This window comes from Dactylosporangium sucinum, from assembly GCF_014647515.1.
Classification (GTDB): Bacteria; Actinomycetota; Actinomycetes; order Mycobacteriales; family Micromonosporaceae; genus Dactylosporangium; species Dactylosporangium sucinum.
The window spans coordinates 1-17,258 of the sequence record NZ_BMPI01000093.1 but is presented as its reverse complement, the minus strand read 5'-3'; the positions used below and the strand labels follow the sequence as shown (position 1 = coordinate 17,258).

The window sequence follows — 17,258 nt, the reverse complement described above, 5'->3', positions numbered from 1 at the left end:
GACGGCAACGACATTGGGTCGTCTCGCCCCATTTGAGCAGCCTCTCCGTCTCGCGGCAGGTCGCGTCCGCGCTCTTCCCGCCGGGTTGGCCTTGGTACAAGCAAGGTCGGCGGTCAGGCGAGCCTCGACGGAAGCGTTGATGGAGGGGAACGGCCCGTCGTGTGCGCCGGTCAGACGGCGCCGCGGCGAGCGTCGCCGGGCAGCCGGTCACCCGGCCGGACCAGACCGTTCTGGTAGGCGAGCACCACCAGCTGCGCGCGGTCGCGGACGCCGAGTTTGGTCATGGCCCGGTTCACGTGGGTTTTCGCGGTCAGCGGCGACAGGAAGAGCCGGGCGGCGATCTCCTCGTTGGACAGCCCGTGCGAGGCCAGCACCATGATCTCGCGCTCCCGGTCGGTGAGCTGGTCGAGGCCGGCCGATACCTGCGGCGCGGGCGGGCGAAGGTTGGCCAGGAACCGGGCGACCAGCCCGCGGGTCGCGGCGGGGGACAGCAGCGCATCGCCGGCGGCGACCACGCGGATCGCGGCGAGGAGGTCGTCCGGCGCCACGCTCTTGCCCAGGAAGCCGCTGGCGCCGGCCTGCAGCGCGAGGACCACGTTGTCGTCGTCCTCGAACGTGGTGAGCACCAGCACCCGTACCCCGGCCAGGCTGTCGTCGGTGCAGATGCGCCGGGTGGCCTCCAGCCCGTCGACGCCTGGCATCCGGATGTCCATGAGTACCACGTCGGCGCGCTGACTGCGGGCGAGCTCGACGGCCTCCCGGCCGTCGGACGCCTCGGCGACGACCTGCATCCCGCCCTCGGAATCGATGATCATTCTGAAGCCGGCGCGGATGAGGGCCTGGTCGTCGGCGAGCAGCACACGGATCGTCACGGCTGCTGGTCTCCTTCCCCACCGGTGCCGGTGGTGTCGTAGCGGTGCGCGGTGCCCGGCTCGTGCAGCGGCAGGGTCGCACAGACCCGGAACCGGCCGTCGGGAGCGCGGCCGGTGGTGACGGTGCCGTGCGCGGCGGCGGCCCGCTCCCGCATGCCGATCAACCCGAACCCGGAGCCGCCCGGCCCGGCGGGCCGGGACAGGCCGATCCGGTTGGTCACCTCGACGGTGACCGCCTCGGCGGTCCAGGCGATCGTCAGCTCGGCGTCGCCGTCGCCGTAGCGGTGGGCGTTCGTCAGTGCCTCCTGCACGATGCGGTACGCGGCCAGGTCCACGATCGCCGGCAACGGCCGGGCGTCGCCGTCGGTGCGGGCGGCGACCGTGAAACCGGTCGCGGTCAGGTTGGCCAACAGGTCCGGCACCCGGTCCAGGCCCGAGCTCGGTTCGGTGCTGTCGGCCTCACCGGGCTCGCGCAGCACCCCGATCACGGACCTGATCTCGCGCAGCACGGTGTCGGACGCCTGCCGGATGTGCTCCAGCACCGGCCACACCAGGTCCGGATTCTTGCGCAGCACGTGCCCGGCCGCGCCGGCCTGCACGTTGATGACCGCGATGTGATGTGCGACCACGTCGTGCAGCTCGCGAGCGATTCGCAGCCGCTCGTCCATCACCCGCCGGCGGGCTTCGTCCTCACGGGTCTGCTCGGCCTGCCGGGCGCGCTCGGTCACCTCGGCGATGTAGGCACGCCGATTGCGCGCCGCGTCTCCCACTGCGGCGCCGCCGCCGATCCACGCGAACAGCGCGAAGGTGCCGAGTTGCCACCACTGCGCGGCATCGACCAGCATTCCGGCGACGAACAGCACGCCGGCGACACCGAGCGCGAGCACCCACGGCCGGGTCCGGTCGGTGTAGCGGGTGGCAGCGTACATCAGCACGCCGAGCGTGAGCGTCAGCGTCGTGGCCGGCGCCCTGGCGATGACCTCGGCCAGCGTCGCGGCGGTCCCGACCAGCAGCGCCGGGATCGGCCACCGCCGCCGCGTCAGCACGCAGGCGACGCTCACCACGCCGACCGCCACCGCCCGGGCGGGGCCGGTGGGCCACTCAATCTGCACCACCACCAGTGCGATCAAGCCGACGAACAGCAGGTCCAGCAGCCACTGCTGAACGGGGGCCAGCCGGTTGCGGTTCGGGTGGAACACGTTTGATCGCACCTTCACGACGGTAGGCGAGACCTGCTGAGTGCGCCGTCGTACGCGCGCAGTAGCGAGGCGGCGGCGCGAATACTGCGATCGTGGTAGCCGCTGCCTGCGCGCGGACGACGATCCTTGCTCTGATCTTGGCGATCGTGGAGCTCGTACTCGTTGCAACCGACGATCATGCGGAGGACAGTTCCCGTGGCGACCTTGTTGTACCGACTCGGCCGGTTCTCGTTCCGGCGGCGCCGTCTGGTAGCCGTACTGTGGCTGGCGTTGCTCATCGCGTTCGGCATCGGCGCCGCGAAGCTGTCCGGGCCGCCGAGCGACACGCTGTCCATCCCCGGCACCGAGTCGGTGCGGGCGATGGAGGTCATCAAGTCGAAGATGGGCGGCGGCTCCGGCGACAACGCCACCGCGAAGGTGGTGTTCACCGTCTCCGGCACCGCGAAACTCACCGACCCCGCCCAGCAGGCGGCGGTCGAGCGGGCCGTCACCGCGCTGGCCAAGGCGCCGCAGGTCACCGGGGTCGTCGACCCGTTCCAGGCCAAGGCCGTCTCCCCGGACGGGCAAACCGCATACGCCACCGTCGCCTACGGCGTGAAGGCCGACGATGTCGACACCGCCGACCGCGACGCACTCATCGCGGCCGGGCGCACCGGCCAGACCGACGGCGTGCAGGTGGAGTTCAGCGGAGCGGTCACCCAGCAGGCCGGCGAGGGCGGCGGCACCGAGCTGCTCGGCGTGGTCATCGCCGCGATCGTGCTCGCCATCACCTTCGGCGCCATGGTCGCCGCCGGCCTGCCGCTGCTCACCGCCGTGCTCGGCGTCGGCATCGGCATGCTCGGCATCCAGATCGCCACCGGCTTGTTCGACCTCAACGGATCCACCTCGGCGCTGGCCACCATGCTCGGCCTCGCCGTCGGCATCGACTATGCCCTGTTCGTCGTTTCCCGTTACCGCCACGAGCTGGCCGCCGGCCGCGCCGGCGAGGACGCTGCCGGCCGCGCCGTGGGCACCGCCGGATCCGCGGTCGTCTTCGCCGGCCTCACCGTGATCATCGCCCTCTCCGCATTGTCCGTCGTCGGCATCCCGTTCCTCACCTCCATGGGCATCGCCGCCGCCGGCACCGTCGCCATTGCCGTGCTCATCACCCTGTCGCTGCTGCCCGCTCTGCTCGGCTTCGCCGGCCGGCGCATCCTCAGCAAGCGGCAGCTCAGCACCGCCGCCGGCCACGCGCGGTCGGCGAAGACCCCGTTCGGTGAGCGGTGGGCCCGCCTCGTGCTCCGCCACCGCATCCCCGTGCTCGTGCTGTCCCTCGGCGTCGCGCTGCTCGTCGCCGTGCCCGCGATGAGCCTGCGGCTCGCGCTGCCCGACGACAGCACCGCCAACCCGGCCAGCACCCAACGCAAGGCGTACGACCAGCTCGCCGCGGGCTTCGGGCCCGGCTTCCAGGGCCCGCTGGTCATCGTCGTGGAGGCCGGCGCGGGGAAGGCACAGGCCGCCGCCGCCCGGGCGGGGGAGACCATCGCCGAGCTCGACGACGTCGTCGCGGTCACCCCGCCGAACGTCAACCAGGCCGGTGACACCGCCATCCTCACCGTCATCCCCGCCAGCGCCCCCACAGCGGACGCCACCAAGGACCTTGTCGCCGCGATCCGCGACCACGAGGCGCAGATCAAGACCGACACCGGCGCCACCGTCTCCGTTACCGGCACCACCGCGCTGAACATCGACGTGTCCGACAAGCTCGTCGGCGCGCTCGTGCCCTACCTCGCCGTCGTCGTCGGGCTTGCGTTCATCCTGCTCATGCTCGTCTTCCGCAGCATTCTCGTGCCGCTGAAGGCCACCCTCGGGTTCCTGCTGTCCGTCGCGGCGACGTTCGGCGCTCTCGTCGCGGTCTTCCAGTGGGGCTGGCTCGCCGACGTCTTCGGTCTCACCGGCACCGGACCGATCATGTCCCTGATGCCGATCTTCCTCGTCGGCATCCTCTTCGGGCTCGCCATGGACTACGAGGTCTTCCTCGTCACCCGTACCCGGGAGGAGTTCGTCCACGGCGCCACGCCGGACGACGCGATCATCACCGGCATGCGGCACGGTGCCCGCGTCGTCACCGCCGCCGCGCTCATCATGATCGCCGTCTTCGCCGGGTTCATCTTCACCGACCAGGACATCATCAAGTCCCTCGGCTTCGCGCTCGCCTTCGGCGTGGCCATCGACGCGTTCCTCGTCCGCATGACCATCGTTCCCGCGGTCCTGTCGCTGCTCGGCCGCTCGGCCTGGTGGCTGCCGCGCTGGCTCAACCGGCTCCTGCCCAACGTCGACGTCGAGGGCGAGGGCCTCACCCGCCGCCTCGCCGCCGAACATGCCGACCAGACCGATCAGCGGCAGCCCGCACACGTCTGAACCGGTACCGGCTCAACCCCGTGGCCCGGGATGCGCACACCGCGCATCCCGGGCTTCGCCGGATCCGGTTCGGCGCCGCCGCAGCGCGACCGACATCCCCAGCATGTCGGGTGACGTCCCGAACCGACCTACGCGTCCGCCGACTTCAGCCAAGCAGCCGACTCGCCAGCCAGCTGTCCGCCGTGGGGCGGCGCCGACGCCAGCACAACCCTTCCCCAGGCCGCCGGCGGGGAGAGCGGCTGCTCGCCGAAGACGGTGACACAGATGAGTTCGCCACGCTGATAGGCGAGCACATCGGGCCGTCCCGGCACGTCCAACCAGCGCAGGTCGCGATCCGCCAGCTCATCGGCGAGCGCTTTGCGGCTGGCGAGCGCATCGGCGTAGAGGCGCAGCGTCGAGTGCTGTGTCCGCCATTGTTCCTCCACCGCGTGTTCGGCGTACCAGGCCGGCTGCGGCAGCCAGCTCCCTGGCCCCGGACCGAAGCCGAATGACGGGCCGTCGGCTCGCCACGGCAGGGGCACGCGGCAGCCGTCGCGGCCGTGCTCGGTGCCGCCGGAGCGCAACCAGATCGGGTCTTGGCGCGCGTCGTCGGGCAGGTCGAGCACCTCGGGCAGGCCGAGCTCTTCTCCTTGGTACAGGTAGACCGATCCCGGCAGGGCGAGCAGCAGCAACAGTGCCGCGCGGGCCCGGCGCAGTCCGCGGGCGACGTCCACGTCTCCGCGGGCCCGGGCGATGTTGCCGACCGGATCGGCGGAGTGGGGCGGCTCGGCGGCACGCAGGCCGAACCGGGTGACCGCGCGGTGGACGTCGTGGCTGGCCAGGGTCCACGTGACGGTGGCTCCGGTGGCGGCGATCTCCGCGAGACCGCGGGACACCGAGGCCTGGAACGCTCCCGCGTCCCACGGACACATGAGCAGGTCGAAGTAGAAGGCCTGCGGAAGCTCGTCCGGCCGGAGGTAGGCGGCCAGATCCGTCACGGTGGGCACCCAGATCTCGCCGACGAGGGTCAGATCCCGGCCGTACGAGTCGGCCAGTGCCCGCCACCGCCGGAACACCTCGTGCACCTCCGGCTGGTTCTGTGCGTGCCCGTTGTAGTCGGACTCGCCGTCCGGCGGGAACATCCAGTCGGGCAGGTCGGCGTGCTTGAACAGCATGTGCGCCACGTCGATGCGGATGCCGTCGACGCCACGGTCGAACCAGAACCGCAGTACCTTGTCGAAATACTCGGCGACCTCGGGATTGCGCCAGTTGAAGTCGGGCTGGCAGGGATCGAAGCTGTGCAGGTACCACTGGTCGGTGCCCTCGACGCGGGTCCATGCCGGTCCGCCGAAGACTGATCGCCAGTTGTTGGGCGGGATGGCGCCGTCCTCGCGGCCGGCGCGGAAGATGAACCGCTCGCGTTCCGGCGATCCCGGCTGCGCCTCGAGTGCCGCGACGAACCACGCGTGCTCCACGGAGCAGTGGTTGGGCACGAGGTCCATCAACACACGCAGGCCGCGCCGATGCGCCTCGGCCAGCAGCGCGTCGTAGGCCGGCAGCCCGCCGTAACGGGCGTCGATGTCCATGTAGTCGGCGACGTCGTACCCGTGGTCGGCGCCGGGCGACGGATAGCACGGGTTGAGCCAGAGCCCGTCCACACCCAGGCGCGTCAGGTGATCCAACCGCTCGGACAGTCCGGCGAGGTCGCCGATGCCGTCTCCGTCTGCATCAGCGAACGAACGGACGTAGACCTGGTAGACCACCGCGTCGCGCCACCAGGCCCGATCAGTCGTTGTCATGAGCTTCTCCTGGTTGAGGGTGGATGAGCGGTCATCGGGGGATGAAGACGATCTCCCAGACGTCCAGCGGTGGGAGCTCCGCCTCGACGTGTTCGCCGTCCGCGACGGCGGGCACGGCTGCGAAGGCAGGGCCCCGATCCGGGTCCGCGACGCGGATCGCCGGCAGCTGCGGTACACACCGGCGCATCCGCAACCGCAGACCCGTCACCGGCGGCGGCGCGGCCTTGGGGGTGTCCCAGCCGGTCTCCTCCTGGCCGGTGAGGTTGATCAGGTGCATGACGATGCCCTGCGGCGTGTCGACGACCCGGCGCCAGACCGTGCCGGGCCGGGCCTCGTGCGAGATGGTGACGCCGTCGGGCCCGATCACGTCGATCTCGTCGTTGTAGGCACCGGCCACCGACCGGGTGATGTCGTGGATCCCGGGGGCCAGCAGCACGTCGCCGGCGGCCACCAGCAGGTCGTACCAGCGCTGGAGCAGGTCCGACGTGGACGGGAGGACTCGATGGTTGCGCACGTAGTACGGATCGACCAGCACACTGCCGGACTCGCCGGCGAGCAGCTGGGTGGCGCCGTGCGAGAACGCGGTCGCCATGGTGAACCGGGTCGTGAGGTCGGCGACCTCGGGCGGGTGGTTCGCGTAGACCGTCTGGTAGGCGGCGAGAACCGCGGGCCGGGTCGGGGCGAGCGTGCGGGACCGGGTCGCCACCGCCGCCAGGTCGGCGAGCGTGTGGTGCGGATCCCAGACCTCGGTGTAGGTGACGTCCTGTGGGCTGGCGGTGGTGACCCAGGCCGGGAAGTCGTTGACGTTGTTGAAGATGAGGGTCGCCTCCGGCAGCGCCGTCCGGACGGCCTGGATGAGGGTGTCGAAGGCCCGCGCCAGGTCGACGCTCCGCCCGTCCGGGCGCATCGCGTGGCGCGGCCAACCGTACTGGTCGAGGTGGAATCCGGCGAAGCTGCCGGCGCGTACGGCCGCGCGCAGGTCGGCGGTGAAGTGTGCCAGCCACGCGGGGTCGCTGGGATCGACCAGTTGCAGGAAGTCACCGAGTGCGTACGGTGTACCGTCGGGCTGGACCAGGGCGATGTGTTCCCACGCCGGCCATTCGTCCTTGCCGACGCCGTATACGGCGGCGTAGCCGATGGGCAGCGTGCCGCCGTCACGGAGCCCGCCGGCGAGCCGTTGGACGGTCTCGATGGCGACGGGCTGGCCGAGCGGGTCCTGGTACTCGACCGGGCCGACCAGGTCGGCGTGCCGGTAGGCCCAGTCGTAGAACTGCGCGCCGCTGAGGTGCAAGCGGCGGAAGTGCGACAGGACCGCGTCGACGTCCCGGCCGGGCGCGAAGCTTGCCACGAATCCGTACCGCAGCCGGGACACCGGGTCGGCGAGGATCTCGACCGCGGTCCACCGCGTGTCGTGCCGGTCGTCGAGCAGCGCGACGGCGTAGCCGCCTTCGGGCAGGGCGGGCAGGACGACTCGATCCGCGCCGGGCGCCACGTCCGTCGTGGCAACCTCCACGCCGAGGTGTGACACGCGCAGCCGGCGGTGGTGGCCGGCCGGTGACACGTCGACGTGGACGCTTTCGCCGGGCAGGTAGGAGGCCTTGCTCGGGAGCAGCATCGTGTTCTCCTTCAGGATTTCAGCGCGCCTGAGGTGAGGCCGGTGACGAAGTGTTTCTGGCCCAGCAGGTAGATCAGCACCACCGGGCCCACCCCGATGAGCGACGCGGCGAACACGAGGCTCCAGCTCGTGAGATGCGCGCCCTGGAACTGGGCGATCGCCAGCGGAAGTGTGCTTTTCTCGGGGTCGGTGATGCTCGTCAACGCCCAGGAGTACTCGTCCCAGGCGGCCAGGAAGGCGAAGACCGCGGAGGTGGCGAGGGCGGGCCGCGCGATGGGCAGGTACAACGCGACGAAGCGGCGCAGCGGGCCGGCTCCGTCCACGGTCATGGACTCGTCGAGCTCGACCGGCACCCGCTCGAAGAAGCCACGCAACAGGAATGTGTTGAAGGCGATGCCGGCGCCGACGTAGAAGACGACCAGGCCGGTGAGTGAGTTGGTGAGGCCGAGCGTGGTGGCGACCAGGAACTGCGGAAGGAGGATGACCATGCTGGGCACCATCAGGCCGAGCATCAGCGTCCAGAACAGCAGCGAGCGACCGGGAAAGGTGAACCGGGCGAAGGCGTAGGCGGCCAGCGCCGACAGCAGCGTGGTGAGCAGCGTCGTGGCGCAGGCGACCAGCGCCGAGTTGGCGAAGTACCGGCCGAAGTCGTTGGTGTTCCACGCCTCGACGTAGTTGGCGACCGTGGGGTCCTGCGGCATCAGCCTGGGCGGCCAGGCGAAGGCGAGCACGTTCGGTGTGAACGAGACGCTGACCATGTACACGAGGGGCAGCACCATGACGACGGCACCCGCGCCGAGGGTCAGCAGACGTGCCCACCTGACGATTCGGCGGGACACCGGCGTGGCGATCACTGCACCCCCCTGTCGAGGCGGTTGAAGAAGGCGGTCTGGGTGATCGAGACGATCAGGACGGCGGCGGTCATCAACACGGCCAGCGCCGAGCCGTATCCGAAGTCGAGAAAGTCGAACGCCTGCTTGTAGACGTACGTCAGGGGCATCTCGGTCTGTCCGGCCGGCCCGCCGTCGGTGAGGAGCAGGACCTGGATGAACGCCTGGAGGCCGCCGATGCCGAGCAGGATGGTCACGAAGAGCAGGGTGCGGCGCAGCGCGGGCAGGGTGACGTGCCACAGCCGGCGCAGGTAGCCGGCGCCGTCCACGGCGGCCGCCTCCTGCTGCTCGGCCGGGACTCCCTGCAGTCCGGCCAGCAGGATCACCGCCGTCCATCCCACGCCCTTCCAGATGCCCAGCGCGCAGAGCGTGACCATGGCCGTCCAGCGTGAGTCGAGCCAGCCCACCGGCTCCTGAGAGACGCCGAGCGCCTCGACGAGCAGCCAGTTCAGCGCGCCGTCGTTGGCGAACAGGTAGCGGAACAACAGCGAGACCACGACCCAGCTGGTGACGACGGGCAGGTAGAACAACACGCGGAAGAGCGTGCGACCCGGCAGCCGGTTGTTGAGCAGCAGCGCCAGGAAGAGCCCGAGCACGATCTGGCCGGGCACGGTGACGAGCATGTAGACGACCGCGTTGATGACGCTGCGGCCGAACTCCGCGTCGCCGAACGCCCGGGTGTAGTTCCCCGCACCCAGGAAGGTGTTCTCGGCGCCGGGGATCGGGCTCCACTCGTACAGGCTGACCTGGACCGCCTTGCCCATCGGCACCAGCATGACCGTGACGAAGAACGCGACCGCGGGTGCGAGCAGCAGGTACGGGACAAGGCGGCCGAAGAGTTCCGCGCGGCTCCGGCGTCGCCGCGGCGCGGGGTTCGGGGGCCGTCGCCCGGCGCGCGGGCGCCGGGCAACGGTGGACACGGAGGCCGACATGCCATTCAGTCCTTGGCGAGCAGGGTGTCGATCTCGGCGGCGGCGGCGTCCAGCGCCTGCTGCACACTCGTCTCACCCTTGAACGCGGCCTGCAGCTTCTTCTCCAGCAGATCGTTGATCTTGCTCCAGGAGGGCACCGGGGGGCGCGGACGAGCGGTCTTCAACTGCTGCGCGAACGGCCCGAACGTCGGGTTGATCGTGGCCTGGTCGAGGTCCTTGAGCACCGACATCTGGCCCGCCTTGGCGAACGCGGTCTGCGCCTCATCGGAGAGCAGATAGCGGCTGAACTCCATGGCGAGCGCCTTGTTCTTGGAGCCCTTGAACACGACGACGTCCTCGCCGCCGACGACGCTGATGCTCCCGCCGGGGCCGGCCGGGACCGGCGCCACCTGCACCTTGAAGTCCGGGTACTGGCTGGCGAAGATCGGGTACATCCAGGGGCCGTCGAGGATCGTCGCGTACTTCCCGGTCGGCAGGCCCGCGGATCCGTCCACACCGCCGGTGGCCCCGGTGATGTTGTTCGCGACCTGCTTCTTCCCGTACAGGTTGAAGAGCAGCTGCACCCCCGCCAGGGACTGCGGGCTGTTGAGGTGGCCGGTCGCCTTGGTGTAGTCGGCGTCGGTGATGTCGCCGCCGGCGGACCAGATCCAGGGCAGGATCTGCCAGCCGCCGAGCCCGCCCTCGTAGAACGCCTGCACGTTCGTGCCGGCGAGCTTGTCGCCGAGCGCGGTCACCTCCTCGAAGGTCGCGGGCGGCTTGGTGACACCGGCCTTGGCCAGCGTGTCCGCGTTGTACATCAGCACGCGCGTGTTGGTGTCGAGCGGAAGGCCGTAGTAGCCGTCGCGGTACCGGTTGGTGGCCAGCGCGCCCGGGAACACCTTGTCGGCGTAGGTCTTGAAGTCGGGCATCGCCTTGTCGAGCCGCTCGAGCAGGCCGAGCTTGGCCATCTCGCTGACCCAGGCGATGTCGGCGCGCAGCACGTCGGGTCCCTGCCCGCCCGTCGCCGCGGTCAGCACCTTCTGCCGCAGGTCGCTGTCCTTGACCGCGACGTCCTTGACCGTGGTGCCCGGGTGTTTGGCCTGGAAGCCGGGGATGATGACGTCGCGGAGTGCCTTGATCTCCTTGGCGTCGCTGCTGTAGCCGTGCCAGAAGTTGATGGTGCCGGTCAGCGCGTCTCCGGACGAGGACGAGGAGGGCTCGTCCTCTCCGCCGCATGCCGCGAGCGGGACGGCTGCCGTGGCGAGTAAGGCGGTGGCCAGCATGCGCCGGCGAGTGAATACAGTGTGCACGGTGCTCGGACTCCTTCGGGTGGGGGTTGGGGCGGGGTGACCGGAGTGACCGGGGTGTGGACGGTCACCGCTGGCGGGCCCAGGGTCGGTCAGCGGCCGTTGGTGGGCGTGGGGCCGAGGAACAGGTGCTGGATGGCGACTGCCGCCGCTCCCCGTGCCCAGGTGTGGTCGGGCAGCGGACGGGTGATGAGGTCACATTCGACGGCCTGACCGAACGCGTGGGTGGCGAACGATGCACGCGCCGCGCTTTCGAAGAGGTCACTGGCTGCCAGGCCTTCGCCGGACAGCACGATGCGGTGCGGATTGATCAGGTTCGCCACCACGGCGAGGGCGCGGCCGAGCGCGTCGCCGGCGGCGGTGAAGGCGCCGACGGCATCCCGATCGCCGGCCCGGCCGAGCGCGACGGCCGTGGCCAGGTCCAGATCGTCGCGCCCACTCGCGGCCCGCACTCGACGCAGGATCGCCTCCTCGGACGCGACCGTTTCGACGCAGCCGGTGTTGCCGCACCGGCACCGCGGGCCGTCCGCGGAGATCGGGATGTGGCCGAGCTCGCCGGCCAGGCCGACCGCGCCGTGGACCAGGCTGCCGGCGATGACCAGACCGCAGCCGATGCCGGCGCCGATGGTGACGACCGCGAATGACGGCACGTCGACGCCCGCACCGAACCACTGCTCCGCCGCCGTGAGGGAGTTGACGTCGTTCTCGACCACCACCGGCAGGCCGGTCGTCGCCGACACCAGCTCCGGCAGCGGAACGTCCCGCCAGTTCAGGAAGGGCGCAAAGCGGATCAGCTGCGCCGCGGAATCCACGTGGCCACCGACGCCGATACCGATCCGGGTCACCGGACCGGGCGCGTCGGCGCGCAACTGTTCCACGAGATCCGTCACCGTCGCCACCACCGCGGGCACCGAGGTGTCGGTCACGGCGGCCTCCCGGCTGGCCCGGACCTGGGCGAGCAGGTCGACCACGACACCGCAGACGTGGTCCGCGGTCAGCTTGACGCCGACCATGAACTCCCGGTCCGCGACGACCCGCAACGGGACGACCGGGCGGCCCAGGCGCGGCGGTCCGCCGGCACCGTCCTCAACCAGGTAGCCCGAGTCCAGCAGCGGCCGGACCGCCCTGGAGATCGTGCCGGCCGACAGGCCGAGGGCGGTCGCGATCTCCGACCGTGCGATCGGCCCCCTGGCGAGGACCGTCACGAAGATGCTCGCCGCGGTCGCGTCCGCGACCGCCGTGGGCGTGGCCAGCAGCATCATGGCGAGTAGTTAAGCGCATGTTAATTGCATTCGTCAAGAAAGAAATTAGCCGTCTCCGCACGCCGGCGTGCGGAGACGGATCCCTGCCGCGCTACCGCCGCCGCGACTGGTCGCCGAGCACGTACTTCTGGATCGCCATGACGGCGGCTCCCCGGCACCACTCGGTCGCGTCGCCGTCGAGGATGTGGACGTTGAGGGCGTTGGCGCGGGGATCCCGGTCCTGCTGGATGCCCTGGGAGATCGCGGTGGCGGCAACCCGCGCGAGCCGGACACCCTCACCGCCGAGCAGGATCGCCTGGGGCGCGGTGAGATTGCCGATGGCTGCGATGAGCCGCCCGAGGCCACGCCCGGCGTCGTCGACGATGCGGCGGGCCGCCGGGTCGCCGGCCTCGGCCAGGTCGAGGCACGCATCATAGGTGAGCGGCCGGTCGAGCACCATCGACACCGACTTCACGATGGACGGCATCGCGAGCAGCGCCTGCGCGCAGCCCTGGTGTCCTTCGGGACACATCGGGCCGAACGGCTGCAGGGGCCAGTGGCCGACCAGCCCCACACCGGAGTCCTCGCCGACGACGATCCGGTCGTGGATGACGAGGCCGTAGCCCACGGCCGCCCCGACTGTGAGCACGGCGAAGCGCTCCAGCCACCGCCCGGCGCCGAACCAGTGCTCCGCCTCGGTGAGGGCCACCAGGTCGTTCTCGACGATCGTCGGCAGATCGGTCCGGTCCCTCAGCATCCGGCCCAGCGGGACCCGCGCCCACCCCAGAAAGGGCGCGCGGACGACCTCGTTCCGCCCGTTGACCAGGCCGCCCAGCCCGACCCCCAGCGCGGCGACGGCCGGCACGCCCGCGGACAGCTCGAGCGCCAGGGCGGCCAGGGCGTCGGCCACCTCCTCCGGATCGCGGCTGGGCAGGCTCCGGGCGGACGAAGCGACCACGTTGGCCCGCAGGTCGGTGACGACGCCCAGCGCCTCATCGCCGGTCAGCTTCACCCCGATGAAGTGGCGCGAGTCCGCGACGACGTCGAGTGGGCGGGAGGGGCGACCGGTTCGTCCGTCACTGCGCTCCTCGCCCTCCACGAGCAGGCCGCCCTCGAGCAGCGGTGCACTGAGGCGCGAGAGGGAGGGCTGTGACAGGTCCAGCCGGCGCGCGATCTCGGTTCGTGAGAGGGGCCCGTGGATCAGCACCTCGAGCATCACGGCGAGCGAGCGGTCGGCGGGAGGCGACCAGGCGGGCGCCGGCTCCGGACGGGACGGCTGCGCACCCCTTGAGGAATTCACCGCAGAAGTATGTCACGGTTAATTACTTCTGCCACAGAACAAATTGCCGTGGGCGATACAGCGGTCTGCGGCGGGCGTGCGCCAGCAGCGGAAGCACCGTAGACCTGCAACGGGTCACCGCCCGTGGCGGCCGGCCGGACGGGACCGGCGGGAAAGGCAACGAGCAGGGCGAATGCTGGCGGAACCCGGTGCACAGGGACGCCGCTGAGCGTGCCCTGACCCTGTACCGGCAGATCGGTGACACGATCGGCGAAGCGCGCGTCCTGACGAGCCTCGGCACCGTCGAGGAGGGCCGGGGCCGCTACCAGGCGTCCGCCGATCACCATGAGCAGGAGCTGGCGCTGTGCCGGCGACTCGGCTGGCCACGCGGCGAGGCCTGGCCGCTGGACGGCCTGGGCAACGTCCACACCCGACTCGGCCTACCCGACCGGGCCGCCGGGCTCCACCGACAGGCCCTCGCCCTCTTCCAGGAGTCCAGCGAGCGGGACGGCGAGGCCCGAGCACGCAACGGCCTGGGCGAAGCCGCGATCGCCGCCGGCCGCCCCACCGACGCCCTGCCCCACCTCACCACCGTGCTGAGCACCGCCCCCCGGCGACCAGCAGGCACGGGCCCACGCGAGCCTCGGCCACGCTCACCGAGCCCTCGGCCGCTCTGCCCTCGCCCGGCACCACTACGAACACGCCCTGACCCTCTACACCGACCTCGGATCCCTGCACGCCGGCGACGCGCGCGCCAGCCTCACCGCCCTCGGCACGCCACCCGGCGACGGTCATCACCAAGACGATCGGTGACCCAAGCAGGCGGCCGACGACGCGGAGGCGCCGCTCCGGACGCGTGGCGGCGCCACGCCGAGGTACTGCTGACCGGCGTCGGCTTCGCCCAGCCCACTCTCCGCGCACCCCGGCTATGCTCGACGAGCAGTGTCGCCGGTCCTGGCCGTCGAACTTTCGACCCTCCCTGCGCATCCGGTAGTTATGGAACTCGTGTATGCCGCTCAGGCCGGTGACATGGCGGCGCTCGGCCTGCTGATCGCGGAGAACCGTGCCGGTATGATGGCGGCCGCCCTGAGCATGCTGCGTGACCCGGCCGCCGCCGAGGACGCGGTTCAGGACGCCACGATTGTGGCGATCCGGCGGATCCGGGACGTGCGTGACCCGGAGGCCGTCGGGGGCTGGTTGTGCGCGGTGGTGCGCAACATTTGCCGCATGCGGATTCGGGAGTCGCGCACCGTCCCGGCGGGCCTGCTCACCGACGTCGTGCTGCCGTCGCGTGAACCGGCGCCGGACGAGCTGCTCGACGAGGCCGCCACGCAGGGCTGGCTTTGGCGTGCGCTCGGCGAGCTGTCCGAGCCGTTGCGGCTGGTGACGGTGCTTCGGTACTTCAGCGACGTGAGTTCGTACGAGCAGATCGCCGCGCTGTGCGGCATCCCGGTCGGCACCGTCCGCAGCCGCCTCAACCAGGCCAAAGGCAATCTCACCGAGCTGCTGCGGCGCGCCGCGGGCGAGCAGTTCGGCGACCTTCGGGCCCGGACGGCCGCCCGCTGGCGGGACGCCGAGCAGGTGCTGGCCGGCACCCGCAACGGCGAGTTCGCCGCCGTCGTACGGGATGGCTGGTGGCCGGATGTCCGCACGCTCGGCCCGCAGGGGGAGGTCGGCCTCGGCCGGGACTTCGTGGTCGACGCGATGGACTCGGATGTCCAGCACGGCGTCCGCCAGCGCCTGACCAACGTGATCGGCAGCACCGACCTGCTCATCTGGGAGGCCGAGCTGATCACGTCGCCGGATCACGCCGACTACTGCTGCCAGCCGTCGGTGGTCTGGCTCATGACCCTGCGTGAGCACCGGGTCAAGCAGCTGCGCCTGTTCCACCCCGTCGCCCGCACGGGATAGCCACGCGCGGGAGACGCGGGATCGGGCGGTGCGACCGAACTTTCCGGCCGCACTCCGCATCCAGTTGGGGACAGATCCCCTCCGGATGCGGGAGAAAACGCTCATGGATGTGCGCTGCCACGTGTTCGGCGCCGGCCCGGTCTGCCTGGTCCACCCCGGCGGACCCGGCTTCCACTGGGAGTACCTGCGCATGCCGCTGCTCGAGCGGCAGGTGACAACCGTGTACGTGGAGCCGATCGGCACCGGCGCCTCGCCCCGCCTGCCCACGCACCCGAACGGCTACACCCGCGAACGGTACGCCGAGGCGCTCGACGCCGTGATCGACCGCCTCGGCGTACCCAGCGTGCACCTGCTCGGCCACTCGCACGGCGGCTTCGTCGCTCAGTACTACGCCTCGCTCAGGCCCGGCCGTCTGGCTGGGGTCATCCTGTACGACAGCGCGCCCGCCACCGGCCCCGAGCACTATGCCGAGGCCGCGCGCAACCTGGAGCTCTTTGCCGCGCGGCACGCCGGCGACCCGCGGCTGGACGACGTCCTCGCGGCCTGGCGCGAGGTCCCCGCGATCGCCGCCGACGACGCGTTCACCGACGTGGCCCGCCGGCTGTTCCCGGTCTACTTCGCCGACTACTGGGCCCGGGAACAGGAGTTCGACCCGATCCGCCGGCAGGTCAGCGGCTCCTACATCTCGGGCCTCGACGACTGCCTGTCCCCGGTGACCATCGACGACCGTGACCGGCTTGCCCTGGTTGAGGTGCCGGCACTCGTCGTGGCCGGACGCCACGACTTCATCTGCGGCCCGCGCTGGGCGGGCCAAATGCACAAGCTCCTTCCCGACGCCGAGCTGGAGGTGCTCGAGGACAGCGGTCACTTCGGGCACCTGGAACAACCGGCCCGGTTCGCGGAGGTGGTCAGTGGTTTCGTGCGCCGCACGGCCCGCTGAAGTTTCGGATCCGAACGAAAGGAAAAACGCCATGAGTACCAATTCGGTGCGCAACGTCGTGCTCGTCCACGGCGGATTCGTGGACGGCTCGGGCTGGCAGGCGGTGCACCGGCTGCTCGTCGCCGACGGCATGCGGGTCTCTGTCGTGCAGAACCCGACGCTGTCCCTGGCCGGCGACGCGGCCGCCACCCGCCAGATCCTCGACGCGCAGGACGGGCCGGCAGTCCTGGTCGGCCACTCGTACGGCGGCGCCGTGATCTCCGAGGCCGGCACCCACGACGCCGTCGCCGCGCTGGTCTTCATCGCCGCGTTCGCCCCCGAGAAGGGCGAGTCGGTCAACACGCTCATCGCCGACCCGCCGCCGGGCGCGCCGGTGCCACCGATCCTGCCCCCGGTCGACGGGTTCCTGTTCCTCGACCGGGACAAGTTCCACGCCTCGTTCGCGGCGGACCTGTCACCGCAGGACGCCCGGTTCCTCGCCGACTCGCAGGTGCCGTGGGGCGTCAACGCCCTGGCCGGCGCCGTCACCGAGCCGGCCTGGCGGCACCGGCCCAGCTGGTACCTCGTAGCCACCGAAGACCGGATGATCCCGCCGCCGGCGCAGCGCACGATGGCCGCCCGGGCCGGCGCCACAGTCGTCGAGGCGACCGGCAGCCACGCGATCTACGTGTCCCAGCCCGGCGCCGTGGCCGACCTCATCCGGCAGGCGGCCGCCGGAAGCTGACCGGTCCACGCCGGCCCGCACGCCTCGGCCGCGGCGTGCGGGCCGGCACCTACCGAGCGGCGCGGTTCGTCCGTCCTTGCTCAGGTACAGGTCGGTGCCGGTGGTGCCGTCGGGCTTCGTGTACGGGACCGGCACGCTCACGGGCAGGACCTCGCTGCCCGGGAACTTGTTGATGAGATCCCCCTGCGTCT

14 protein-coding genes are annotated in these 17,258 nt (G+C 71.2%); 5 read left to right on the top strand and 9 right to left on the bottom strand.

Features of this window, described 5'->3' with window-relative positions; translation table 11 throughout:
* Positions 1-170 precede the first annotated feature (170 nt).
* Both IEZ31_RS50280 and IEZ31_RS50275 read right to left on the bottom strand, forming a co-directional pair.
* A complete protein-coding gene (locus tag IEZ31_RS50280) occupies positions 171-872 on the bottom strand; it encodes a response regulator (RefSeq protein ID WP_190257262.1) in 702 nt (233 codons plus the stop codon).
* Positions 869-2,083: a sensor histidine kinase gene (locus IEZ31_RS50275; RefSeq protein ID WP_190257261.1), complete on the bottom strand. Its 1,215-nt coding sequence runs from the start codon at positions 2,081-2,083 to the stop codon at positions 869-871. Before IEZ31_RS50275 ends, IEZ31_RS50280 begins: the two co-directional genes overlap by 4 nt.
* A 183-nt stretch (positions 2,084-2,266) precedes the next feature.
* Here IEZ31_RS50275 and IEZ31_RS50270 point away from each other — a divergent pair, with 183 nt between their 5' ends.
* Positions 2,267-4,471, top strand: a complete 2,205-nt coding sequence (locus IEZ31_RS50270) for an MMPL family transporter (protein ID WP_190257260.1) — start codon at positions 2,267-2,269, stop codon at positions 4,469-4,471.
* 128 nt (positions 4,472-4,599) lie between these two features.
* Here IEZ31_RS50270 and IEZ31_RS50265 read toward each other — a convergent pair whose 3' ends face one another.
* The 7 genes from IEZ31_RS50265 to IEZ31_RS50235 form a co-directional block, all read right to left on the bottom strand.
* Positions 4,600-6,249: a glycoside hydrolase family 13 protein gene (locus IEZ31_RS50265; protein WP_190257259.1), complete on the bottom strand. Its 1,650-nt coding sequence runs from the start codon at positions 6,247-6,249 to the stop codon at positions 4,600-4,602.
* Positions 6,250-6,280: 31 nt separating this feature from the next.
* A complete protein-coding gene (locus IEZ31_RS50260; protein ID WP_190257258.1) occupies positions 6,281-7,864 on the bottom strand; it encodes a glycoside hydrolase family 66 protein in 1,584 nt (527 codons plus the stop codon).
* Positions 7,865-7,875: 11 nt separating this feature from the next.
* On the bottom strand, positions 7,876-8,718 hold the full coding sequence (locus IEZ31_RS50255) for a carbohydrate ABC transporter permease (RefSeq protein ID WP_190257257.1): 843 nt from the start codon (positions 8,716-8,718) through the stop codon (positions 7,876-7,878).
* Positions 8,715-9,686 carry a carbohydrate ABC transporter permease gene (locus IEZ31_RS50250; RefSeq protein WP_190257256.1) on the bottom strand — a complete coding sequence of 324 codons (972 nt, stop codon included), beginning with the start codon at positions 9,684-9,686 and terminating at the stop codon, positions 8,715-8,717. The genes IEZ31_RS50255 and IEZ31_RS50250 overlap by 4 nt, the downstream gene beginning before the upstream one ends.
* A 5-nt stretch (positions 9,687-9,691) precedes the next feature.
* Positions 9,692-10,975 (bottom strand): extracellular solute-binding protein, encoded by a 1,284-nt coding sequence (locus IEZ31_RS50245; RefSeq protein ID WP_190257255.1) that lies wholly within the window; start codon positions 10,973-10,975, stop codon positions 9,692-9,694.
* Between the two features lie 89 nt (positions 10,976-11,064).
* Positions 11,065-12,234, bottom strand: a complete 1,170-nt coding sequence (locus IEZ31_RS50240) for an ROK family transcriptional regulator (protein WP_229837089.1) — start codon at positions 12,232-12,234, stop codon at positions 11,065-11,067.
* Positions 12,235-12,325: 91 nt separating this feature from the next.
* The gene (locus IEZ31_RS50235) at positions 12,326-13,513 is read right to left on the bottom strand and encodes an ROK family transcriptional regulator (protein WP_229837088.1); all 1,188 of its coding nucleotides are present in this window, start codon (positions 13,511-13,513) and stop codon (positions 12,326-12,328) included.
* Between IEZ31_RS50235 and IEZ31_RS59925 the strand changes: the two genes are divergently transcribed.
* From IEZ31_RS59925 to IEZ31_RS50215, 4 genes are all read left to right on the top strand, one after another.
* Positions 13,396-14,520: a tetratricopeptide repeat protein gene (locus IEZ31_RS59925; RefSeq protein WP_373294833.1), complete on the top strand. Its 1,125-nt coding sequence runs from the start codon at positions 13,396-13,398 to the stop codon at positions 14,518-14,520. The genes IEZ31_RS50235 and IEZ31_RS59925 overlap by 118 nt on opposite strands.
* Complete coding sequence (locus IEZ31_RS50225) at positions 14,489-15,403, top strand: RNA polymerase sigma factor (RefSeq protein ID WP_190257254.1); 915 nt, start codon at positions 14,489-14,491, stop codon at positions 15,401-15,403. The genes IEZ31_RS59925 and IEZ31_RS50225 overlap by 32 nt, the downstream gene beginning before the upstream one ends.
* A gap of 103 nt (positions 15,404-15,506) precedes the next feature.
* A complete protein-coding gene (locus tag IEZ31_RS50220; RefSeq protein WP_229837086.1) occupies positions 15,507-16,343 on the top strand; it encodes an alpha/beta fold hydrolase in 837 nt (278 codons plus the stop codon).
* Between the two features lie 31 nt (positions 16,344-16,374).
* Entirely contained in the window at positions 16,375-17,067 is a 693-nt protein-coding gene (locus tag IEZ31_RS50215; RefSeq protein ID WP_190257252.1) for an alpha/beta fold hydrolase, read from the top strand.
* The last annotated feature ends 191 nt before the right edge of the window (positions 17,068-17,258 follow it).